The sequence below is a fragment of the Enterobacter sp. RHBSTW-01064 genome (assembly GCF_014103035.1).
Lineage (GTDB): Bacteria > Pseudomonadota > Gammaproteobacteria > Enterobacterales > Enterobacteriaceae > Enterobacter > Enterobacter mori.
In genome coordinates, this window is the sequence record NZ_JABXOU010000010.1 from 68,357 (window position 1) to 89,966 (window position 21,610).

Sequence of the window (21,610 nt, forward strand, 5' to 3'; positions counted from 1 at the left end):
CCTGCCCTTATCAGGCGGCTTTCGATATATCGCGCATAAAGTCCATCATGGCTTTAAGTCTGCGCTGAGTGTTCAGCTTCGCTTCAAAGTCGTTGAGATAGTACACAGGCGTATAACGTACACGATTGAACTGCATCGTGAGCGTGTTCCCTGTCACCACCTCCGCCGCAATCCCCAAAAGAGACAACTGGATAAATGCCATATCGGCAGCAACCGGATCAATATCGATGCAACTGGCGAACAGGTGCGCGGACGGATTGATATCCGCCTCAAGCAGACATTCAGCATAGGCAATAATCATTCCTGCCGAACCGCAGGCCGGATCGCTTATCGTCGCGATACCCTCCCGCGTGACCGTCTCTTTAATGCCGGAAACCAGCATTCTGGCCATCATTGACTGGACAGAATAGGGGGTAAAATATTGCCCCATACCTCCCGACCCCAGCTCAAGCTCCATAAAAATTGAGCCGATGAAGTCATGGAATTTAGCCTCCAGCGCACACACCATCAGGCGGAACAACTCATGAAAATTGCGGATATCGTCAGCGTCGTATCGCGCGCAGATCTTCCAGCAATTTTCCGCGTTCTCTGGCGTTCTCACCCGCGCAATATCCAGTTCGCTCGCGGCAAGTCTGACAAAATCGCTGAATACATCCCAGCGGTGAAGGTGGCGGGCAGTCTGGTTAAACAGACTGATAAACTGCTTACGCGCGGTGTCGATGCTGATAAGGCGCGTGAGGGCTGGCTCGGACTGGACAGCCGGAGCCGCCTGCACGACAGGGCGGGCGGCTCCGCGCTTTTTTGTCTCATTGAAGAAATCGGCAAAACTAATCTGGGTCATGGCTTTTCTCCTGCCGCCCCGTCGGGGGCGGCGTTGTTGTCAGTTACAGGCGCGGCTCAGTTCAAGCGTACGCAGCACATGACCCCACTCGCTCCCGCGCATGGCGGGAATACGTACGGATCGCCCCTTTTTCCGGCAGTGCGCAATATGACGCCCCAGTGCCCTCATTTCCGGACTGAGGGCATTGCTGGCAATTTCACCGCGTTTGATACGCACCTGCTTTTTCACGGGCGCGTTTTGAGCCTCCTGCATCTGGACATAGAGGGCGGTTGGTGTAACAATCGAAACTTCACTGAATTGCATGGGTTTGTTCCTTTTGGTGAAGGCCGGATTTTTTCGTTGGAATCGCTCAAATCCGGCGTGGATGGAGCAGGCGTAAGCCTGCTTTTTTCATTTCTGGCTCTGGTTCTCAGGGCTGAATGCTGCTTTCACCTTCTCCACGATATCGGCGTGATTCAGGTTGCTGTAATCACGTACGCGGAAATAACGCTTTCCAATACGGACAAAAATGTCCGTCACGTTCATACAGATCATCTCTGCCAGCATGAAGGTTTCAGTGTCCTGCGCGGTATCACAACGCCAGTTGATCATCGGTGGGTGCATTCCCGCCGCATCGTGGAATTTGTTCACATCGATTTCCACGGGGGCGATCAGTGCGGACTTTTCGCGGCTCAGCCAGTAGGCCATTTCAGATTCAGCGCTGGCGCTGGAATCAAGAGAAGCGAAAGAATCAGTCGTGTGTAAATGCATGGTTTATCTCCTTTTATTAGTACATGCCGGATATCCGGCGTGGGTTACTGCTGTACGTATTGCAGGTTGCGTTTCAGATCAAAAAGAAAATCCGGTTCAAACGACCAGGCGCGCCAGTTAAGCGTTCCGTTGGTGCGGATTTCCACCTGCACATCGCCGTATCGGGATACTTCAGACACGGTGACAGTGACACCCGCTTTCAGCGCAGTGGCCTGTGCCACCCATTCCTGCGCGACAGAAACAGGGTTTTGTTCTTCCTCCATCTTCCTGGAAGATTCTTGAGCGGCGGTTTTGACGTTGACGTTTCGTGTGTGCATCCTGGTTTTCTCCTGTGGTGATGGTTGCCCATCTCCCTGGTGAGTTCTCTCGCGGCAAAGGGCAAAGGAGCGACGGCGGGGCGGCAGGAAAAGGGCGCAGACAAAAGTTTTTGCAGTCCCTTGCAAAAAGTTTTGGCGGCGTTCACTTAACCCTTTGGATGACGACCTGACGGTGCTACGACCAGCCCTCCGCGTGAGGACACACGGGGGATGGGCTCACGCGGGCGAACAGGATGCACACACCCGACACGTCGGAACGGCGTGGCGCCATTAAAGCGACGGCTTCGCCGACGCGGTGAAGGCGTTCCGGACGGTACGGCCGGAGAAGCCGCAGCTGTTGACCTTTGCCATCAGACCCTAGCGATAGCCCGAAACCGCTTGCGGGTTCGGCGGAGACTGGCTGGTGCGTAAGCAGCTGCCTGGCGGAGTGGGGCTCGACGACTGGACCGCCACGCGGGCCAGGAGCCGAAGGTGGCCATTGCCCTGCCCGTCTTTCTGGCTTTGGCCATCACGGAACTGTAGCGAAGAGAACTAACCAGCAGGAAATCGATCAAAACAGACAGGATGAGGCACACGGAAAAGTCCAGCCTGAAGCACAGCCTCAGCAGACTAATCGCAACAGTGTGAATTAACAGCAGCCGTGAATTGAGTGATTGAGCGAGGACATACCAGACGGAGCAGAGGGGCAGCGCCGGAGGCGCGCCCCGCTTCCCCCGCCCCCGCAGGGGTACGGTCCGTCCCGGAAGTTCAGGCGTGCGGTCGCGTCGGGATGGAAAAAGGGGCTACCGGCGAACCGGCAACCCCTTCATAAAGGCGCTTCAGGCATGTCAAACCAACTCAGCCCTGAAAAGGCGGGGTTTCCCCCGCCTCCAGGTTGCTACTTACCGTTGGATTCGTAAGCCAGAATTGCAGCGACCTCCCGTTGTCCGTCCCTCAGGCGAATTTCGCAAAGCGATTTCCGCGTCAGGTAAGTGAATATCAGCAGTGTGAGACACACTATCAGTACGCACCAGATAACGGTACTTCGCGGCAGTTTCATGGTTTACTCCTCCTTGCATTAAGCTCGGTAAGAGGCCATACTGTTGTTGTTGAGACATACAGGGGGCCTCGTGGGTTAATGAAAATTAACTACGGGGCTTTCTGCTTTCTGCCACACAACACGGCAACAAACCACCTTCACGTCATGAGGCAAAAAGCCTCAAGCGCCATCGCCATTATATCCCGACGAGCGGATTCTGCCCAGGAATAACAGACTGATTACTGGATAAATCGTCACCTTTGACAGGTTTAATCAGGATCACTTTTGCCTGTGGACCAGTTGTGTATCTGTTCGTCGAGCGCCTCAAGATGCTGATCAATGCTTTCTGCGAGTCGCTCACTTTCTGTTTCCAGCCAGCCGCTTAACCCGTCCCACTCACAGCACATGTCTTTCAGCTTTTCCGACATGGTTTTCAGCTTATTACGCTGGCTGCGGGCAACCTTCAGCTCTGTTTTCCACGGGTTGTTTCTTACGGCCATACCGACCTCAGCGTAATTTTGTTTGGTACCATCCACCGTTCAAGCTCTTTTTCCGCCGGTGTCGAAGACTCCGCCACATCATGTACATCAAGTACGATCTCATGCGCACGGTCGTAGTAAGCCTTCACCAGATGAGACAGTGACGGGCTGCGTTCCGTCCACGCCCACAACATTCGCTGGATGTCATAGTCCCGTATATCCTGCTGGGACCAGAACTCATACCATGCGCGCAGTGTCTCCGGTGTCTGAAATGCCAGGTCGATTTCAGCCTGCCCCACGCGGTTCTGGTATTTCTCTTCCTTTTCACGGTGTCGCCGTGATTCCTGACGGGAATAAAGATTATCCTCGCGCACTTCCCGCTGCGTGTGGCGTTCTTTGATGCTGAACGCCTGCTCCGGAAACAGGTTCTGCACCATGTCGGTACCGAGCGGAGGGTAACACAGGCGACCGCGGCTACTGATCAGTATGTCAAACGCCTCTTCATATCGGGCCAGAGAAATTTTATCCCCCTTCAGCCAGTACGCCCCGCGCACCTGGTTGATCGCCTTTCCGCTAATTTTACTGCTACCACTCAGGAACCGGAAAAATGCTCTGGCATAGGGATATGGCTGCGGGTGTCGGCTTCCGTACCGCCCGCCCCCCTCTTCTACGGCAATAATGGCTCGTAACGCTGCCTCACGCTCCGGCAGTTGCGTGACAAGAGAAAGGTGACGAGGGATCATCAGGCCACCTCCATTCGCAGCGTTGAGAGAATATCGAATATTGAGTACCCATCACTGTCCAGCCTGCTGGTCAGGCTCAGCACATGGTTTATCACAGCAGCGTCAAATTGTGGGCATGAGCGGATACAGGATACTTCCTGCCCTTTTCTCCAGACCAACAGCGTGATCCAGTCCTGACTAAACTCACCAGGACTACACAGAACCACTTCAAATCGGCCATGAGTGGGTGAAAAACGGATCTGCACGGGAAATAAGCCCCCGAACTCGCTACGATACTCCCCGTTAACATCCCAGTTTGCAGGCGCACTCAGTGCCCCCATAACAGCGTGTGTCATCTCACGGCGATAGGAGTAACCAGCGGCGCGGCAGGTTTCGAAATCTTCACCGATCATGGAGGAAAGCTTAAAGTTTGGCATATTCATCAGGTATCTCCTTATTGCCGCCCCGTAGGGCGGCTATCCTTATCAGGCGGCAATTGCCGCGTTGTCAGTGTCGGTATCGGTGCTGTCTTTTGCATCAGGCTGCGGTGACTGTAACCATGCAGGAACCCAACGGTTCTGCTTCATAAAGAACTCCGCATGCACTGCCGCGTCGCCTTTCTTCATTTTTTCTGCGTCAGCAGCGGCACCAGTCAGACCTGCATCTTTAAGTGAAGTGACTATCTGTGAATGTTTCAGGCTACCGAAGTAGTTCTCTTTTGTAGGCTGCCACCAGTCGCGAAGGTGAAAACCTATCGCGGCCTCAACCGTATCGAGAGGGCTGCGTGATGTGTGTCCATTATCACGCGTCTGTACACCATCGACGGAACAAGCTGCACAGAAGGCCAGCAATGACATCAGTACCTCTCCGTTCAGGGCGAAGAAGGTCGTGAAGTCCTTCTCCCATCCTGCTGGCAGCAGGGTTTTCAGGCGCTCTTTTTCGGTCATCAGGACTTCAAACGCTGCGCCTTCTTTACCGGACGGGGCGTTCTCTGTGAGGCTGCTGTGAGAAACGGTCAGGTTGATACGGAACGGATGCGGCGTGGTCACACATCCAGCAAAGACGCAGGTACACATACGCCAGACCATAAGCGCCACGGCCTTTTCAGGTTGCTGCATCAGCGCGGCCTGTACCGCCAGAGTGCGCTCGGATGACATTTTGGTGAGCAGCGGGATGCTGATCCCTTCTGCTGCATCAGGTCGATGCATATGAGTCACGGCAGGAGACTGCGCGGAATCCTCCCCGTTACTGTCATGGTCAGGTAAATCAGACATGCGGCATATACCACGCTGAATACGAAGCGCACCGTGCATGAAGCTCACTACCACGCCTGATTTTGCTTTCAGATCTTCTGTCCACCCACGAAGCTCAGCGGCATGTTCAATGAGGGATATTTCGCTGCTAATGGCCTCGGCTTCATCACTGTCAGGATCCAGAGCGTTAAATTTGTCGGACAGTTCGTCGATACGGCGGCTGTCATCTTCGCTGTAGATTGCATCTGGCTCCGGCAGAATGCGGTAGTCCTTTCCGTCAGGTCCGTAAAGGTTAATTGCAGCCAGACGTCCGGCAGCCCACATCCAGCCCTCTTTTTGATGGATTTCCTGAGCGATCAATTCAAGCTTTTCCAGTACCAGACGTTCAACAAGCAGACTGTCTACTGTTCCATCCCCTTCCTGCTCACTGAACAGATCTTCACGAACAATTCCGCCTGCGGCTTCATAAACATCACGCCCGATAAATGCGAAACGTGGATGCGAGACAGAAATTTCACTTTCCGTGATTCGGTTTTTGAGTGCGTTTACGGTAGTGCGTCCCCATTCCTCCTTTACGCTTTCGTAAACAGCAACCTGACGTACAGAATCGCTTTCAAGACACAACACCTGACACTGCTCAACATCAAGCTGACCTTCTGCCAGCAGTGTGAGCAGTGACGGGGCAAGACTGGCAAGTTTGAGCATGCGCTGGACGTGGCGGGAACCGTAGCCAAGCACGTCGCCAATCTGTGCGGGGGTTTTCCCCTGCGCCGCCAGCGTACCAAATGCAGTGATCTGCTCGGCAGGGTGCATGGTTTCAAGTTCGTTGTTCTCGGCGTAAGAAGCCTCAACAGCAAGCTCGTCGCTGACACGTTTAACCGGAACCTGATAATCCGGTTTGATACGCCCCATTTCAGACATGAGCGTCAGCGCAGTCAGACGCCGACCACCTGCTGCCACACCGTATTTTCCCTCGGGCAGGGCATGGACAACCAGATTGTGAAGCAGTCCGAGGCTTTCAATGGAGTTAGCCAGTCGCTTAACGCTCTCGGTGGTGTAGGGAATCGTGCGCACGTTTAGCGGTGATTTAATGAGATCGGTCAGCGGAACATACTCAATGACTGCCGCATCGAGGGCAGCTTTCAGCGCCTCGTTTCCGGCGGTTTTATTCTTGCTGGTTTTTTTGGGTGCTTTTGATTTAACATCTGCAACTGTCATGATTTAGTACCTCTCAGTATTAATGATTGTCTTGCCCTGCGGAGTGACAGCTCCGACAGGGCACCTTCTTACTGCTGTTTTCTGGCTCTGTAACTGGCAAGGGCGCGGTTAAGCAATGCCCCCACGTCGTTCTCAAAGTTCCACGCGCACTTCGTCAAAAACCCTTCTTCACCCCGCACAACAAGCTGAAAATAAGTACCCTGATCGTTCTCAATACTGACGTTGGTGTACTGCGCCACCAGGGCGGTCGCCTCTTCACGGGTAAACGGCCCCTGAGGCAGCATCACGGGTGCAGTGACGGTACTGCCATTCAATAGAGCCGCCAGTTCGTTTTCTTCGGCGGTGGGTTCGCGCAGCAGCACTGGCTGATTCAGAAATTCCTGTAATGTTTTTCCCACTGCATACTTCCTTTAAAAAAGTGGCTGGTTTTAAAACCCATCACCCGTTGAGTTACGGGAGCCGCGGTTTTGACGTTTCGCGGGAACCTGCTGAACTTTCCCGGGGGATAAAACATCACCCGTTTGAGAACCTTCGCCGCAGGTGCGTAAACGACACCGGCCGAGGCAGATGTCCGGGGCGGACGCTAAAAGTTTTTGCCTGCAAAAAGTTTTGGTGGCCGTGCGTCAGCATTCACCCTGGACAGCCACGAGGACTGTGGCGGTCTCAGCACCCGGAGGAGGGACTCAAAGGGGTGTAAAAGGACCGGATGGAATGGGCAGGGACACGCCGCAATGACGGGAAGCCGCGCGCGGCGAAACGACATTGCCCCCTACATCACGACGGGGTATTTACGGCGTGATGCAGGGAGCGCAGGAAACGGCGCGACTGAGCGGCGCAGCCGGAACGGCTGCTGCAAGCGATGGGGGTTGCGTCATGGGATGGACACCCGCTGCCCCGCAGGGGCCGGGCAGAGACAGCTTTGCTGGCTCTGTGCGAAGCATGACAGCCCGCCCGGACGCCCACTGCAACAAGGGCAATGAGTTTGATTTACAGCATATCTGACTGAAAAAATTACTTTTTATTTGCCTCAGCCATTTCTAAATATTGTGGATCGCTGGCTTTCGGTAACTGCTGGCTCAGCTGACGATAATGGCGCAACCTTTCCAGGAAATATTCACGAAGCTCCTCGGGCTGCTCACGCGCCACAATTTCCGGCACTATGGGCTGATTTAGCCTCTCTTTATAAGCCACACCTGACGCAGCAAGGTCGACGGCGATCCGGTCCTGATCCTCTTTTGAACGCTTCGAAATATTAATTTCGCTCATGTTTTTCCTCTTTAGAATTCGACAGCACAGCTATTCTCGCTGACATTATTTGCCATGGCGGTTAGTTGCTGCGCCGCAGGCGCGGTGACAATCGCCGGCAGGCAAAGCCTGCCAGGGTTTTCGCGCGGACTAACAGGCGGATGATACCGCCTGCCAGGTCATCAGTGACCTTTTCCACCCTGCAAAATGAAGTGACCGCCAATATAAACCGAGCACTGGCAGGTCATGTAATAGCATATTTCGTCGATCACCTGCTCCGTTCTTAGTTCCCGTTGACCATTTTCACGTCGACGGGCGTTAATCAAATTTTTGTACTGACGCAGGATGTCACGGGTCTGTGGATCAAGTTTCATTTTTTCTCCTGTTTGGCGGGGCTTTGCCCCGCCTTTACAATCAACCGTTGAACACATATCCATCAAGAAACACCAGACCGCTCAAGAACATATCTTTGGCATAAGCCGCCATATCAAAATATCCCCGCAGCGATTCCGGAATGTCATTGAGAAGGCCGCACTCTTCAGCCATAGTCCAGGCGTAGTCTTCTTCGCTCTCAGCTTCTCCGCAATATGCATCCTCGAACGCGTCATAATCACATTCGCCGGAGTATTCAACCCAGGCAATAAATGCAGCATCCTGGCCGTTTTCCAGCGCACGCTTGTAGGCTTCAATGAAATTCCAGTCAACGGAAGATTCGGATGCAAAGGCAGACGGGATCCCCTCCCAGTCCTGAAACATGAGTTCCGGGTCGGATTCATTGGCGTGCAGCTCGTTGCAGGCTTCCAGAAACTCCGACTTGTCATCAAAATCGGTGAGGTCAAACCATTTACCGTAAAGGCTACCGCAGTTGTATTTGTGGTACGTACCTACATAAATTGCCGGGGTGGTAGTGTTCATTAAATATTCCTCCAGTGTCAGTGTCGTCTGAGTTCCGGCTTACGCCGTGCCGACACGACAGCCCGACTACGAGCGGAAGATGCAGGGGCGACACCGGAGGCCGCAGCGCAGATAAATAGCGATGACGATCTGGACGGTTCTCCCGCGAATATTGAGCGGGAGAACGACGGGAAGAACGGCATCAGGCGTAAAAATCTGCGACCGGGCGAGGATGGCGGCGGAGCGAACCCTTGCATCTGAAGCGATCGGGCTAAAGTGAAGGCACGGCGTTAGCCGCAGACCGCACGGACGTTTTCACCTGCGTGCCCGTAACATCGTGGAGGGTGCGCCGGTAAAGCGGAGCGTGCGACATCCTTTTCGCAATTAGGCGGGGCGCGCTGCCCCGCCTAAAATCAGGCGGCAATTCGTATGCTGGAGAAAGATTTCATCATCGAGTCAATCTCGGTGCGGGCGCTGCTTACAACATCCCGCAGCCAGTGCCTGTCAAACCAGTCGCGGGATGGGCTGTCAGGGTGACGAAGCGCATAAGGCACGTGGGTCTGTCCGACTGTGCGGCCATTACATTCCAGGCGGATTTGCAGACGACGAAAGGTTTCCTTCCCGTCGAGTACCGCTTTAAGACGCGCGTCGAGCGTCTCATTATCCCACTGCGCATCATCCTGCACCTGCTCCACTTCCGTTACTGTCAAGAGGAAATTACGGGTTCGGCGGGTAAATACCAGCGGTTCAGCGGCGGGACGCAACGCTTCCATCAGACGGTATCCGGCGGATGCCACGCAGCTACAGACGTGGTTAATCTCGTCACGCAGGGCTTTCAGCAGGCAGAGGATATGTTTCGTGGACATACCCTCAGGGCAATTATCATATTCAAGCGAAATGGTTCCGGCATGAGCCTTACGATGCCCCAGCGAATTACGATAAAGGCGGACAATCAGTTCACTTCCTGCCAGTAATGGCAGCAGCACCTTCATTGCTTGATCGGACATCAAACCACGCAGTGCAATCTCAGGTAACAGACGCTGCAACTGTAAAGCATCGAGCTGGCCATAGAACGCAACGCCTTCTCCTCTGGAGTAATTCAGGCTTGTATCGATATCCATGTTAGCTGGCCAGCCGCGGGCTACGAGCGTGTTTCGGGTATGACGGTGCATAAAGCGGTAAGCAATGGTCATGATATTCTCCTCTTCTGAATGCGGCGACGTCTTCGCCGTGCCGACACGACAGCCCGACATTGAGCGGAAAATGCAGGGGCGACACCGGAGGCCGCAGCGCAGATAAACAGCGATGACGGTCTGGACGGTTCTCCCGCGAATATTGAGCGGGAGAACGACGGGAAGAACGGCATGAAGCAATAAATCAATGCGACCGGGCGAGGACGGCGGCGTAGCGAACCCTTGCATTTGCAGCGTTCGGGCTAAAGTGAAGGCACGGCGCCCACATCCGCCGCGCCAGCGCGGCATAAAAAGCGGAGTTAACGACATCCTCTTTCGCTGTGAATTGTCACCGGTTGCCGGGGACGCTCCCCCGGCCCGTTCTCAGGCTACCAGCGCGTCTTTCAGTGCGTAGACGTCATTCCTTGCTTCCTTTACGGAATCGGGTTCAGGCCGCCCGGCCTCCCAGGCCATTCCGGCGCGATGCTCCAGCTCACACTCATAGTCGCGCAGGACGCGTGCAAGTAAAGCTGCCGGTACACTCACCTGACGGTTTGCCGCTTCCCGCTGACGGGTCAGGAGATCGCTGACAGTCAGATTATTTATCCCCTCCTGGCGGTATTGCGTCATTTTCATTTCACCAAGCGCCTTCATCACCGCCCGGATTTCAGCCTCGTCCGGTTCTGGCTGGGTTTCACGGCAGGCCACGCTAATCCCCTCTTCCGTCCAGACCAGCAGGAGCAGGGGTTCGTCAGACGTGAACATGGTTTCAAGCTGTACACAAAGTTCTTTGCGGGTTCCGTACATCTTTTTATCTCTTTCGTAAGTGGTTACAGGCCGGGCATCAGCCCGGCAGGGTCAGTCAGCCCTGAAAGGTTTCGTCCAGCACCAGGGCTTCGCGGTAGGCTTCCAGAAGCAGGGTGTTGATCCGGCGCAGGGTCTGGGCGGCCATACGTTCAGCCAGCGTTGCCGCGTCGTGCCGGTGCTGAGATTCGAGGCGGTTCAGCAGCATCCGCACGTCACACATGGCATTGCTGAGCTCGGCCACGTCCGCGCGCAGGGATTCAAGGCCTGGGTAGTTCATGCCGCCTCCGGATAATCAGGGTAAAACGTACCGTCATTGGCCGCCGGCATCCTTCTCGCCCGTTCAACCTGTGCCAGACGGCGAACGCCGGCGGCGTGGTACTGCTCAAGCATCTCGATCCCGATATAGCGGCGGCTGGCTTCGGCGGCGGCCACGCAGGTGGAACCGCTACCGGCGAACGGGTCAAGGACAATGGCCCCCGGACGCGTGAGCGATTCAATCAGTGGCCGCAGGCTCTGCACCGGCTTCTCCGTCGGATGGTGTCTGTTGCCCGTGTATTTCCAGGGGATCACGTCCGGGATGGGGCGGTCCGGGGTTTGCGGTCGCCCCTTCGCGAGCAGGTAAGCGTTCTCATGGGTGTAGCCCACGAACGTTGATTTGGAGGCATAACTCTTCGCAAAAACGATATGGCCAACAACACGGAACCCAGCCGATTTCCACGCATTGAGAAACAGATCTGCGCGGTTCCATGCGTAAAAGCTCACCATCAGACTGTCGTTTTTGAGTACGCGGTACATTTCGTGGCACGCTGGCTGAAGCCATTCCGACGAATTGTCCCCGGCCAGAGTGCGGCCGGTACGGTCCTTAAAGCCAACCAGATACGGGGGATCGGTAAGAATAAAATCAACGGCACGTGCCGGAAAACGGGACATCACCTGCACGCAGTCACCCAGGATATAACGGGACATAGACACACTCCTCTCTGATATGCGGCACCCTGTTGCGCCGTGCCGCCACAAAAACCCGGCTCTGAGCGGAGGGCGCAGGGGCGACGCCGCAAGCCGCAGCGCAAGCCTTTCACGGGCTGAATGCGCCGTGAAAGGTGCGAACGGGTGAGGACGGAGACAACGTGAACCCTTGCGACCGCAGCGGCCGGGTTAGCGTGAAGGCACGGCGTTGAACACGCCGCCGGCTGGCGGCAGAAAGGTGGAGGGCACCGACATCATTTGGTAATGATTCGGGTAGCTGAAGGCGCCTCCCGTGTATGACAGAATGACCATAAGTGCGTGTCAGTACACCACTTTGTATGGTCATAAGCCTGGTATGTTTTAGACGCCTCCGGCCGGAGGCGCCCTTTTTTCCGTCAGCGCCCCTTTACCTGGTCGATAGCGAACTGCAATGTGTCCCAGTTAAAACCGATGCAGGCATCATGGCTGTGGTAACAGACACGCATAGCATCAGCAATCTCCCCCTCTGTCAGGCTGTCATTAAGGGACAGAAAATCATCAGCCAGCCAGAACGTTCCCATACACAGCGCATCCGGCGGATACTGCTGTAACCGCGCGATGAGAGCTGCCACGGTTACACCCTCGCGGCTGGCGGATAGCGACGGCAGCACGCGATTGGCAATGTCATTCCAGCACCACTCTTCGTCCTCCGGAACTGCCTCTTGAATAGTGCAGGTTTCCACACCCGGCATCAGGGAAAGCTGCTCCAGCACCTCCCCCAGGTAAAGTCGTTCTCCGCAGGCATCCTCACTCCACAGATAATGGTTGTTGATATACACGGCAAACTCGCCGTTGTTGAGTTCAATACAGGTCAGTCTGAACATGGCTGTGTCCTAAGCATCCGGCACCCAGTTGCACCGTGCCGACACGACAGCCCGACATCGAGCGGAAAATGCAGGGGCGACACCGGAGGCCGCAGCGCAGGTAAACAGCGATGACGGTCTGGACGGTTCTCCCGCGAATATTGAGCGGGAGAACGACGGGAAGAACGGCATGAAGCAATAAATCACTGCGACCGGGCGAGGATGGCGGCGTAGCGAACCCTTGCATCTGAAGCGTTCGGGCTAAAGTAAAGGCACGGCGGGGAACTTCTTTAGGCAACATAGAGTTAAAAAATGGGCAAAGCAAAAACTTGAAAGTACACTCAACAAAGCAATAATACTGTATATAAATACAGTGCGGAGGTGCCTATGTTTGAATTATTGCGTGTCGATTGCGAGCCAGAAATTATCCCCATCCCTCTTTATAGCGAGAGGTGTCCGGCGGGGTTCCCGTCCCCGGCCCAGGACTATGTCGAAGCCGAACTTGACCTCAACGATTACTGTATATCTCGGCCCAGTTCGACATATTTTGTGCGAGCTATTGGTAATTCCATGACTGATATAGGGCTACATTCTGGCGATCTGATGATCGTTGATAAAGCCGAAAAGGCACACCACGGCGATATCGTTATTGCTGAGATTGAAGGTGAATTTACTGTCAAGCGATTACTGTTGAAACCGAGGCCAGGGTTGCAGGCAATGAATCCAGCCTACCCTACTCTGTGGCCAGAACCTGAGCAGCTACAAATTTTCGGTGTTGTAACTGCCTTTGTACACAAAACCCGGGGACATGACTAATGTTCGCCCTCGCAGATGTGAACAGCTTCTATGCGAGTTGTGAGAAAGTCTTTCGTCCTGACTTGCGTGATAAACCAGTGGTCGTTCTTAGCAATAACGATGGTTGTGTAATAGCCAGATCGAAGGAAGCGAAGCGGCTTGGGATCAAAATGGGGATCCCTTGGTTCCAACTGAAGGCAATGCAGTTCCCGGAGAAAATTCTTACGTTTTCCAGCAATTATGAGCTTTACGCGAGTCTGAGCAACCGGGTCATGGCACATCTGGAAGAACTGGCACCCCGCGTTGAGCAGTATAGTATCGACGAGATGTTCCTGGACATTCGCGGCATCGATGGCTGTACCGACTTTGAAGATTTCGGACGGCAGCTGCGCGAGCATGTCCTCATTGGAACCGGACTGACAATTGGCGTCGGGATGGGCCCAACAAAAACTCTAGCAAAATCAGCGCAATGGGCTTCTAAGGAGTGGCCTCAATTCGGGGGCGTACTGGCCCTTACCACTGGCAACCTCCGTAGGACGGAGAAACTGCTCTCATTGCAGCCAGTGGAGGAAATCTGGGGGGTTGGTCGACGCATAGGTAAAAAGCTGAATACATACGGCGTGACGACTGCGCTACAGCTGGCGCGCATGAATCCTTCCTTTATACGCAAGAACTTTACCGTGGTGCTAGAGCGAACCGTACGCGAGCTGAACGGTGAGGCCTGTATATCTCTCGAAGAGGCACCACCCGCGAAGCAGCAGATTGTCTGCAGCCGATCATTCGGGGAGCGCATCACGACTTACGAAGCGTTGCGGCAGGCTATCTGCCAGTACGCCGAACGCGCTGCTGAAAAATTGCGGGGAGAGCATCAGTTCTGCCGGCACATATCGGTCTTTATCAAAACCTCCCCTTTCGCAGTCAACGAAGCGTATTACGGCAACGTGGCCAGTGAAAAGCTTCTCGTGCCTACCCGTGACACCCGGGACATCATTAATGCCTCAGTAAAGGCCCTGGACCGTATCTGGCTCGACGGGCATCGATATGCAAAGGCTGGCGTAATGCTGAATGATTTCACCCCTACGGGAGTAGCACAGTTAAATCTTTTCGATGACGTTAAGCCGCAGGAACGAAGCGAGGATCTAATGAAAGCCCTGGATGGTATAAACCATTCAGGGCTCGGGAAGGTATGGTTTGCTGGCCGCGGAATTGCACCAGAATGGCAAATGAAAAGAGAGATGCTTTCTCCGGCATACACGACCAGGTGGTCCGATATCCCCAAAGCCTCAATTTGAGTATCAGAAGAGGTCTTTCATTTTGACCCGGGCCTCTTCCAGTCGGCGCTGCTCATCATCTTCAGCAATTTCAGGCTTGATTGCAGAATCAAATTTACCCGCGCCCAGTACAGCAAGCACATCACGGATATTGGCCTGGGATGGCTTCCATCCCGTTGTCTGACTGATTAAACCTACCAGGCTATCAGCCGTGAAACTCTTATCCAACAACTGTGCTAGTAAGCCAGGAAGCCGCGGGTCGAGGTGGTGAAGTGCTAAGCCGGAGATAAGTGCCCTCCTATATAAATCCCCTCTATCGTTCCGTGGGACAGAATCAATAATGTCTAAAGACACATTATCCGCCACCTGGTCCGGATGAAGATAAACCGTTAACTTCTTCCGTTCCTCGCTCACAGTCTTATTCCCCTTTGAATGCAGCGATGGCTTCAACGAGTGATGTTTGCGGCGAATCCATCATGACAACCTTCGAGCCCAGATGATGCCATGCAGCTTTAACAGCATCCTCGATCAGAGGGGCACCGCCACCAACAATATAAACCCGGTTAACGTCCTTGAATCCTGCCAGCTCATCGACAACCTGGGCACCCAGTGTAGCGATCGCGCTATCGATGGTATCCAATACCAGTGCTGTCTTGCTTTCATCGTTAATAACCTGACGGACGAAGTCAGCGTTTGTACGCTGTTTGATAAGTTCATCGGCGACCATAGCGCTCGTGTTGCTGGATGCCATTTTTAACGCCGTGAGTGCAGCCTTCGTTACCAGCGATACGCCGATATCAGAGTTTCCGTGTATCGCGCTGACAGAGTCGAACTGTCCAACGATAACGCCAACGTCGAGAGTTGTACCACCGAGGTCAATCACCAGAGACTTTTCGAACTGCCCTACATTGTCTTTCACCAGGCGTTCAAATACGGCAGGCAAGGATTCTGGCATGACTTCGACGTGCTCGATGGTAAACACCTCGCCTTTGTTCAACTTGACTGGACGCATCAGGTTGTCGATTTTCCTCTGAATATTCAGCTCATTCTTCTGACAATCCCTCGTGTAGAACTCGCTGATAGGCAAGGTCACAGTCAGTGAGACAGGCTGAGGTTTCAGACCGCTGTTCAGAAGTGCATGGTGAACCGCCAGAACGTTTACATCGGTATACTGATACTCAATATGAGTAGTAAGAATGGATTCATTACTGACTTCGTCATAAGTGTATTTTTTACCATCAAGCTCATAGTTGAAGGTCTGACGTACGCCCATCCCTTCCACCTTCCAACCCTGACGAAAAGAGTTAGATGACAATGACTTATAAAGTTTCTTATTGTTGAGCCATGCAAGTTTTACAGTTGTAGAACCATCATCACAATACACTTTCATCCTGAACCCCTTGATACTCAAATTGAGAAAAATGATTGAGCTTAAGTGCCTAAGCACTCAGATTGAGTATCAAATCATAAGTATGAAATATTAAAACACAAGTATTATTTGTGATGTATTATAAAATAAATCACACATCATACTTCACACTTCATATTTTTTTGATTGCAGTTATTGACTATAAATACGTATGTGACAAAATAAATCATACTTCACACATCACATTTATGAGGCAGAAATGATTACTGTCGTAGGTGGAAACAAAGGCGGTTCAGGTAAAACTACAACGGCGTCAAACTTAGCAATAGCTCTAGCCCATGAGGGCCACGACGTATGCCTGTTAAATGGAGACTTACAACGGACGGCCGCTAAGCACCATGCTGAGCGTGAAGCATCTGGGGTAGAGCCAACTTTCACGCTCATCGAAAAATTCGATAATCTGACACAAACCCTTCGAGCTTTAGACGAAAAATATGATCATGTAATCGTGGATGTGGCAGGCAGAAACTCAAGAGAGTTCATTACTAGTGGAGTAGTCGCACATCAGATCATTGCACCATTACAATGCTCACAGCCCGACCTTGATACATTGACGGAACTTGCTCAGCAGATTGAAGCTATGCGTGATCTCAACCCTGAGCTGAAAGTCTATTGCTTACAAAGCATGGCCACAACAAACCCAGTGCTTAGGGGAAATGAACGGAAGGAGTTTCTGGAATACCTTGAAGAGTTTCCAACTATTGAAACGCTGCAAACAGTAATCTGTTTCCGCAAGGTCTATCGAGATTGCATGAGCAATGGAACAGGTGTCGTAGAAACGAATAATGAAGCGGCTAAAGCAGAAATTATGCAGTTAATGAAAGAGGTATTCGGATAATGGTTAAAAAGCCGAGCCAGCAAGCGACAAGCAGAACAGGTGTCACAGCAGAACAAGCTGAAGCCCTCGCGCAGCGCCTTGCCGATAAACCCTACGGAGCACCAGAAAAACCGGAACCTGAAAAACAGTGCCGCACGACAATCTCATTAGGGGAGTCTATGTTAGTGAAGGTCGAAGATATAGCACTGCGGAACAAGCGTAACGGGAAAGATCCTAAAAACGTCAGTGCAATAGTCAGAGAAGCCCTTGAACTTTACTTTCAGAAAACTGGCGAGTAAGAACGATATTACATCATAAGTATGATATGTGAAGTATGAAGTATGACTTAGGCCGCATTAGCGGCCTTTCCTATATCATGCAGATCCTCATAGCTTACAGAGAAGTTAAATGGTTCCTTTGAGTAATGCCACAGCTTCAGTCTCCGGCATCTGGAACTGCACGCGGTGACGTGCCGCCACATCGAGCGCAAACACCTTCGTATACACCTCCGTCGAGCTGATGCTCTTATGCCCCATTAAACTCTGCAGCACCTTCAGCGGTATGCCTGCGTACAGCATGTGCATCGCATAGGAGTGCCGGAATGTGTGCGGTGTCACCGGCACGGAGAACGTCACCCCGTCAGCCGCTGCTGCTTCAACCGCTTCGCTGAGCCAGGTGCGCACCGTCCTGTCGGTAATTTCCCAGATGCGCGCCTTCTCGGTTCTACCGCTTCGCTTGTTACGTCGTTCAAGAGGTATTTTCAGCGTGGCCACCATCATCTCCAGCTGGCTGACATAGTTCGCATCGGAAAGCGGTACCAGCCGGTGAGCCTGACTGCCGGCAGGTGAGCGGCCGGCCGTTCGGGCCGCTTTCTCCGCCCGCTGCTTGAGTGTGGCCAGCTGCACGAACGGGTAGGGCGGCGCCAGAGAAAAATCACTCCGGGTCAGCGCAAGCGCCTCGTTAATGCGCGCGCCGGTATTCCAGAGGGTTGCCAGCAACATCTTGCGGTGGAGATCGGGTACATAGTGGAGCAGGGCGCTCACTTCCGGCGCCAGCAGATATTTCGGCAGTTCGTCCTGAACGAGGGCCATCTGGCGCAGGGCCAGTGCGGCAGGGTAGTCGATGGCCACCGGCAGCTGCGCGGCCGAAAATGAGACACCCTGGCCTGGTATTGCCGGCATCATTGCTTGTTGTCCCTGCCGGACAGGTATTGCTCTGTAAGTCGTGCCAGTGCTTTCTGCGCGTAATCCTCGCCCGGGAGTACACTGATTTCTCCCCGGCTTTCCATTTCGGCGCCAATGGCGCTCAGCGTCATCATCATCGGCAGCAGCCGGCGCAGCTGCTGGGCATGTCCGCATGCTGTGCGGATACGATCGGCAAACGCATCCTCATCGCGGGAATAAGCCCCGGGCTCCGGCCGTACCCTGCCGTCCTTTTCTGACTGCAGCTGCTGGCACAGTTTCAGCAGGCCAATAATGTCATCGGCGGCTTCGTTTGCATGCGGATCGTTGAGATAATTGGGTTTCACTGGTTATCCTTTCTCATCAGGGGACAGGTCGTTCTGTATCTTCCGCTGGCGTTGCACATGCCGGCGCCACAGCGCGCGCCGGTTGCGCCACATGATGGACCCGATCCGCCAGCACAGTTCCCCTTCGCGCGGGGGAGGAAGATCGCAGATCCGGCGAAGACGCCAGGCTATCAGCAGCACTTTCAGCCCCAGACGGGCATACTGGTACCGGGCGGATTCCGCGACGTCAGGTGGTGATTCGTACCGGAATACGCTTTCAATAACGTACCGGGCTTCTTTGTTCAGCGCCGGCAGGTTACGGATACGGAAAAGCAGTTCGGATGGAAGCGAACGCCAGTCACCTTCGATTCCTTCCAGACTCAGAAGAGGCAGATCTTTAACCGACCACTTTTCTTTGTCGGGCTCAGTATCGCAGGCAACATCACTGCACTGGTCAGCAAAGTGCTCCAGCAGGCAGATCAGTTCCGTGCCGATAAAGAGGCGCTCGCGGACCAGCTTCTCTTCAGCCGCTCTTTCCTCACGCTTGCGGGTGAAGTAATGCGTCAGCGCGACACCTCCAAAAGCAGCTCCAACCGACGTAACAGCCGTGATAATTTGAGGTGCCAGGCCAATACTGTCCTTCACCACCTTCACGCCTTCGGTCGCAATAAACCAGTCAGCCATATTTGCTTCCTTACTGAAAAATCCCGCCGGTCATACTGACGCCGCGCTTCCACGGAACGGCTCAAAGGCCCGCAGGGCGTCCGCCCTGGAGGGCAGCTCAATACAGTCCCCGCGCTGCGGGTCTATCTCTTCGTCAGTGGCCTCGTTATACCGCATACGAAGCCGCCATCCCGTCACGGGAGGCGCGTTCTGTATGGCCAGCACCATCCCTTCCGGCGACAGCAGTTCACGGAGGGTGTAGCAGGCGCCAATCCGGGTCGAGTCCCGCAGCCACATCACGGGGTACTCGCTGACCAGCTGGTCATACACGCATTCCGGCGTATGGAAGTAATTCCCGTCCGCCCTGCATAAATCACACATAGCCTTTCCTTTAATAAGAAATCCCGCCCGCTGTTATGAACATTGCTCAGCGGAAAGGAAAAAGGGCCGCGAGAACATCGAACCCGTTTCTCCGAGAAGACGCCGGGTTAATAGCAGATGTAAATCCACCTTCAGAGCACCTTTCGGCAGCCCCCCAAAATCTCTCGCATGCCAGGAATCGATGCGCCAGCCATGTTCTGGCGTTTCCGGGATATCAATGCGACGGGCCAGTTCTTTTCCGTTCAGATCGACAATTAGCTGAACGTCAGGAGAATTACCATCCGGATTGCTGACGCCTGGTTCACGGAGATACCAGACGAATTTGTGACCACTATCCATCAGCTCGTGAAAAAGCTCCACTTCGTCCATTTCTGCCCTCTGCAATACTTTCGTAATAAATAGTCACTCAGAGCAATTATGACGTGCAGCATAATCGGCTAAGCACAACCCTGCGTCTGTCACCCGGATGATTTTCCCTGCCGTAATAATTTTCAGGCTGATAATAAGCAGCCATATAACCACGTCGTTAAATTACAGGATGACCGTTTCCGGTAGATCCGATTTTCTGGCGTATAACAGATTTCCGGAAGTGTACCACGGCGGAGAAATAAGCAAAGCGGCAATATCGGCCGCTGGGCACCAGGTCACGCGGCAGGGGAGAGACACAACATATAGCGTCATGAGCAGCTGATTACACCGCTACATATTGTGTTTCTGCGCCGCTGCGCGCTGTGGGCAGGAAAGAAGATCCGGAACTTACTTTTTTCGGATCTGAGTAAAAGAGGAGAGGGACTGATGCAAGACAGGCACTAATTGAGGGGGATTGTTGCGATGAGGGGATTATTGTCTTTGGGTAACAAAAATACGATCATTATTGCCCTGAATGGATAAGTGATCCTGACGGCGGATCAGCGACGAAGCGGCAGGCATCATTTTCACCCTGAACGTCCTTCCCGCCCTTTGTCATCGTGTCCTGTCAGTATAAAGTCCGCTTTGTGCCAGAAGCGGACATCATGGGCGTATTGAATAGAGTTGTCTCACTGCAATTCGAAACAATAATTTTATAGATTCTTAGAGTGTCAGTTCTTATTCTAAAGTAAACCCTTCATACATGTAATATTCTTCGATTGACTGAACATCATTTTCATCCCATTTGTAACTTATCTCTCTCACTCTGCGCATACCTTTGCTTTCATAAAAGCGTACATTTGATGCACTATCTGTAAACAGATAAAAACGACTGACATTATTATCATGAAAGTAATCATTAGCCATTCCAAATAATTTAGAGCCGATACCTAACCCTTTATACCCATCCTTGACGATGAGCAAACTTATTAACCCCTGATAACATTCATATCGGGATTCAAGCATATCCAGATTTAGCCTTTTTGTCTTCAAGTACTGATGTAAGATTGTGGAGTCACCAGTATCATTCTCCGTTAATTTTAACAAGGCATCAATTTCTTTGCATTTACATAAAATTGAAAACGGATCCTCAATAGCAGTTTCTGCGGCTAAAACTCCTATTAAATTCCCGTCATATGTCGCAACGATACGCTGAGATGAGTTCAAAAGTGTCTCTACCATGAATTTCTCAGCAAGTGGGGCAACAAGTTTCTCAGTCACCCATTCATTATATCGCCAAGTATCTATAACCAGTTTCAGGAGATTACTGTAGTCTCCAGGCACCATTTCGCGATAAAGAACGTCTCTATTCATACCTGTAATTCCATAATTGTTAAGGCTAAGAAAACAAAATAACCATGACACCTGCAATGATTAAAAATATGCCAAGCGCGCCAGCTTTAACTAATCCTTTGGCCTTAAATGCTGCACAAATGACAGCAGTAAATGCCAGCCCTGCGCTTGCCCATACCGGGTAAGCTACCGAGAAACTGATGCCGGATAAAGCATAGTCCAGCGCCATAAAGGAAACAAAAATACTCCCGAACAAGGCAGCATTTTTTACTGCTATATTAAACCTTAGCGGAACAGTAACCAGCACACCTGCTGTAGTCTCCATAATCACTGACAGAGTCAGCGCAATATATTGGTTAACATGTAGAGCCGTCATCAATATCACTCCGCAGAGAAATCAAGTCGTCACTGAAAAAACTCAATAGTGCAACTCCGGTTACAATCATGAATAGACCTGTAAAACGTAACCATGTAAATGGTTCATTAAACATATATAGTCCACAAATCGTTACGGTTAAAGTT

Annotated in this window: 32 protein-coding genes and 3 pseudogenes; 6 read left to right on the top strand and 29 right to left on the bottom strand. The window is 52.8% G+C overall.

The genetic code is table 11. The features are described from left to right. Positions 1-10 precede the first annotated feature (10 nt). The 4 genes from HV355_RS22525 to HV355_RS22540 all read right to left on the bottom strand — a co-directional run bounded on the left by HV355_RS22525 (position 11) and on the right by HV355_RS22540 (position 1,908). Positions 11-841 (bottom strand): N-6 DNA methylase, encoded by an 831-nt coding sequence (locus HV355_RS22525; RefSeq protein WP_182403551.1) that lies wholly within the window; start codon positions 839-841, stop codon positions 11-13. A 39-nt stretch (positions 842-880) separates the two neighbouring features. Continuing rightward, the gene (locus HV355_RS22530; RefSeq protein WP_045347622.1) at positions 881-1,144 is read right to left on the bottom strand and encodes a hypothetical protein; all 264 of its coding nucleotides are present in this window, start codon (positions 1,142-1,144) and stop codon (positions 881-883) included. 87 nt (positions 1,145-1,231) lie between these two features. Continuing rightward, entirely contained in the window at positions 1,232-1,591 is a 360-nt protein-coding gene (locus HV355_RS22535; protein WP_045891845.1) for a hypothetical protein, read from the bottom strand. Between the two features lie 44 nt (positions 1,592-1,635). After that, the gene (locus HV355_RS22540; RefSeq protein WP_045891937.1) at positions 1,636-1,908 is read right to left on the bottom strand and encodes a hypothetical protein; all 273 of its coding nucleotides are present in this window, start codon (positions 1,906-1,908) and stop codon (positions 1,636-1,638) included. A gap of 348 nt (positions 1,909-2,256) precedes the next feature. On the opposite strand from HV355_RS22540, the pseudogene HV355_RS24310 reads away from it, so the two are divergent. Beyond that, a pseudogene (locus HV355_RS24310) lies at positions 2,257-2,443 on the top strand (hypothetical protein); the annotation flags it as partial. Positions 2,444-2,785: 342 nt separating this feature from the next. Here HV355_RS24310 and HV355_RS22545 read toward each other — a convergent pair. The 16 genes and pseudogenes from HV355_RS22545 to HV355_RS22610 form a co-directional block, all read right to left on the bottom strand. Beyond that, the gene (locus tag HV355_RS22545; protein WP_224753136.1) at positions 2,786-2,911 is read right to left on the bottom strand and encodes a type I toxin-antitoxin system Hok family toxin; all 126 of its coding nucleotides are present in this window, start codon (positions 2,909-2,911) and stop codon (positions 2,786-2,788) included. Further along, positions 2,856-3,005 (bottom strand): annotated as a pseudogene (locus tag HV355_RS24315) (DUF5431 family protein); the annotation flags it as partial. The pseudogene HV355_RS24315 and the gene HV355_RS22545, both read right to left, overlap by 56 nt. Positions 3,006-3,195: 190 nt before the next feature. Then, positions 3,196-3,426 (bottom strand): hypothetical protein, encoded by a 231-nt coding sequence (locus HV355_RS22550; protein WP_182403553.1) that lies wholly within the window; start codon positions 3,424-3,426, stop codon positions 3,196-3,198. Further along, entirely contained in the window at positions 3,417-4,148 is a 732-nt protein-coding gene (locus HV355_RS22555; protein ID WP_048210051.1) for a plasmid SOS inhibition protein A, read from the bottom strand. Before HV355_RS22555 ends, HV355_RS22550 begins: the two co-directional genes overlap by 10 nt. Next, positions 4,148-4,570 (bottom strand): conjugation system SOS inhibitor PsiB, encoded by a 423-nt coding sequence (psiB, locus tag HV355_RS22560; protein WP_182403555.1) that lies wholly within the window; start codon positions 4,568-4,570, stop codon positions 4,148-4,150. The genes HV355_RS22555 and psiB overlap by 1 nt, the downstream gene beginning before the upstream one ends. A gap of 42 nt (positions 4,571-4,612) precedes the next feature. Next, the gene (locus HV355_RS22565; RefSeq protein WP_182403557.1) at positions 4,613-6,598 is read right to left on the bottom strand and encodes a ParB/RepB/Spo0J family partition protein; all 1,986 of its coding nucleotides are present in this window, start codon (positions 6,596-6,598) and stop codon (positions 4,613-4,615) included. A 68-nt stretch (positions 6,599-6,666) separates the two neighbouring features. Next, positions 6,667-6,882, bottom strand: a complete 216-nt coding sequence (locus tag HV355_RS22570; protein ID WP_045891942.1) for a DUF905 family protein — start codon at positions 6,880-6,882, stop codon at positions 6,667-6,669. 144 nt (positions 6,883-7,026) lie between these two features. Then, a pseudogene (locus HV355_RS24320) lies at positions 7,027-7,228 on the bottom strand (single-stranded DNA-binding protein). 381 nt (positions 7,229-7,609) lie between these two features. Further along, complete coding sequence (locus HV355_RS22575) at positions 7,610-7,864, bottom strand: DNA polymerase III subunit theta (RefSeq protein ID WP_182403559.1); 255 nt, start codon at positions 7,862-7,864, stop codon at positions 7,610-7,612. 161 nt (positions 7,865-8,025) lie between these two features. Then, positions 8,026-8,217, bottom strand: coding sequence for a hypothetical protein (locus tag HV355_RS22580; protein ID WP_045891852.1), 192 nt, complete (start codon positions 8,215-8,217; stop codon positions 8,026-8,028). 40 nt (positions 8,218-8,257) lie between these two features. Then, the gene (locus tag HV355_RS22585; RefSeq protein WP_045891854.1) at positions 8,258-8,758 is read right to left on the bottom strand and encodes an antirestriction protein ArdA; all 501 of its coding nucleotides are present in this window, start codon (positions 8,756-8,758) and stop codon (positions 8,258-8,260) included. Positions 8,759-9,150: 392 nt separating this feature from the next. Next, positions 9,151-9,930, bottom strand: coding sequence for a hypothetical protein (locus HV355_RS22590; RefSeq protein WP_182403561.1), 780 nt, complete (start codon positions 9,928-9,930; stop codon positions 9,151-9,153). A 363-nt stretch (positions 9,931-10,293) separates the two neighbouring features. After that, positions 10,294-10,716 (bottom strand): DUF1380 family protein, encoded by a 423-nt coding sequence (locus HV355_RS22595; RefSeq protein WP_182403563.1) that lies wholly within the window; start codon positions 10,714-10,716, stop codon positions 10,294-10,296. A gap of 55 nt (positions 10,717-10,771) precedes the next feature. Further along, on the bottom strand, positions 10,772-10,993 hold the full coding sequence (locus tag HV355_RS22600; RefSeq protein WP_022650029.1) for a hypothetical protein: 222 nt from the start codon (positions 10,991-10,993) through the stop codon (positions 10,772-10,774). Then, a complete protein-coding gene (locus HV355_RS22605; RefSeq protein WP_022650030.1) occupies positions 10,990-11,682 on the bottom strand; it encodes a DNA methylase in 693 nt (230 codons plus the stop codon). Before HV355_RS22605 ends, HV355_RS22600 begins: the two co-directional genes overlap by 4 nt. 395 nt (positions 11,683-12,077) lie before the next feature. Continuing rightward, the gene (locus HV355_RS22610) at positions 12,078-12,545 is read right to left on the bottom strand and encodes a hypothetical protein (protein WP_045891863.1); all 468 of its coding nucleotides are present in this window, start codon (positions 12,543-12,545) and stop codon (positions 12,078-12,080) included. A gap of 28 nt (positions 12,546-12,573) precedes the next feature. Between HV355_RS22610 and HV355_RS22615 the strand changes: the two genes are divergently transcribed. The 3 genes from HV355_RS22615 (at position 12,574) to HV355_RS22625 (ending at position 14,611) form a co-directional block, all read left to right on the top strand. Continuing rightward, positions 12,574-12,726 (top strand): hypothetical protein, encoded by a 153-nt coding sequence (locus HV355_RS22615; protein WP_182403601.1) that lies wholly within the window; start codon positions 12,574-12,576, stop codon positions 12,724-12,726. A gap of 185 nt (positions 12,727-12,911) precedes the next feature. Next, the gene (gene umuD, locus HV355_RS22620; RefSeq protein WP_045891864.1) at positions 12,912-13,340 is read left to right on the top strand and encodes a translesion error-prone DNA polymerase V autoproteolytic subunit; all 429 of its coding nucleotides are present in this window, start codon (positions 12,912-12,914) and stop codon (positions 13,338-13,340) included. Continuing rightward, complete coding sequence (locus tag HV355_RS22625) at positions 13,340-14,611, top strand: Y-family DNA polymerase (RefSeq protein WP_045891866.1); 1,272 nt, start codon at positions 13,340-13,342, stop codon at positions 14,609-14,611. Before umuD ends, HV355_RS22625 begins: the two co-directional genes overlap by 1 nt. A gap of 3 nt (positions 14,612-14,614) precedes the next feature. Here the strand turns inward: HV355_RS22625 and HV355_RS22630 are convergent, their stop codons facing one another. Continuing rightward, positions 14,615-15,004, bottom strand: coding sequence for a plasmid partitioning/stability family protein (locus tag HV355_RS22630; RefSeq protein WP_045891868.1), 390 nt, complete (start codon positions 15,002-15,004; stop codon positions 14,615-14,617). Positions 15,005-15,008: 4 nt separating this feature from the next. Then, positions 15,009-15,980 carry a plasmid segregation protein ParM domain-containing protein gene (parM, locus tag HV355_RS22635; protein WP_049221677.1) on the bottom strand — a complete coding sequence of 324 codons (972 nt, stop codon included), beginning with the start codon at positions 15,978-15,980 and terminating at the stop codon, positions 15,009-15,011. 238 nt (positions 15,981-16,218) lie between these two features. Here parM and HV355_RS22640 point away from each other — a divergent pair, with 238 nt between their 5' ends. Together HV355_RS22640 and HV355_RS22645 are read left to right on the top strand one after the other, a co-directional pair. After that, positions 16,219-16,857, top strand: a complete 639-nt coding sequence (locus tag HV355_RS22640) for an AAA family ATPase (RefSeq protein ID WP_045891871.1) — start codon at positions 16,219-16,221, stop codon at positions 16,855-16,857. Continuing rightward, positions 16,857-17,135: a hypothetical protein gene (locus tag HV355_RS22645; protein WP_022650037.1), complete on the top strand. Its 279-nt coding sequence runs from the start codon at positions 16,857-16,859 to the stop codon at positions 17,133-17,135. Before HV355_RS22640 ends, HV355_RS22645 begins: the two co-directional genes overlap by 1 nt. Positions 17,136-17,240: 105 nt before the next feature. On the opposite strand, the gene HV355_RS22650 is transcribed toward HV355_RS22645, so the two are convergent. The 7 genes from HV355_RS22650 to HV355_RS22680 form a co-directional block, all read right to left on the bottom strand. Continuing rightward, a complete protein-coding gene (locus HV355_RS22650) occupies positions 17,241-18,020 on the bottom strand; it encodes a site-specific integrase (RefSeq protein WP_182403565.1) in 780 nt (259 codons plus the stop codon). Continuing rightward, complete coding sequence (locus tag HV355_RS22655) at positions 18,017-18,364, bottom strand: hypothetical protein (protein ID WP_182403567.1); 348 nt, start codon at positions 18,362-18,364, stop codon at positions 18,017-18,019. The genes HV355_RS22650 and HV355_RS22655 overlap by 4 nt, the downstream gene beginning before the upstream one ends. A 3-nt stretch (positions 18,365-18,367) precedes the next feature. Next, positions 18,368-19,027 carry a hypothetical protein gene (locus tag HV355_RS22660; protein ID WP_182403569.1) on the bottom strand — a complete coding sequence of 220 codons (660 nt, stop codon included), beginning with the start codon at positions 19,025-19,027 and terminating at the stop codon, positions 18,368-18,370. 30 nt (positions 19,028-19,057) lie between these two features. Further along, on the bottom strand, positions 19,058-19,387 hold the full coding sequence (locus HV355_RS22665; RefSeq protein WP_182403571.1) for a hypothetical protein: 330 nt from the start codon (positions 19,385-19,387) through the stop codon (positions 19,058-19,060). A 33-nt stretch (positions 19,388-19,420) separates the two neighbouring features. After that, a complete protein-coding gene (locus HV355_RS22670) occupies positions 19,421-19,756 on the bottom strand; it encodes a hypothetical protein (protein WP_182403573.1) in 336 nt (111 codons plus the stop codon). A gap of 717 nt (positions 19,757-20,473) precedes the next feature. Next, complete coding sequence (locus HV355_RS22675; RefSeq protein ID WP_182403575.1) at positions 20,474-21,109, bottom strand: GNAT family N-acetyltransferase; 636 nt, start codon at positions 21,107-21,109, stop codon at positions 20,474-20,476. A 25-nt stretch (positions 21,110-21,134) separates the two neighbouring features. Further along, the gene (locus tag HV355_RS22680; RefSeq protein WP_182403577.1) at positions 21,135-21,464 is read right to left on the bottom strand and encodes an SMR family transporter; all 330 of its coding nucleotides are present in this window, start codon (positions 21,462-21,464) and stop codon (positions 21,135-21,137) included. Positions 21,465-21,610 lie beyond the last annotated feature (146 nt).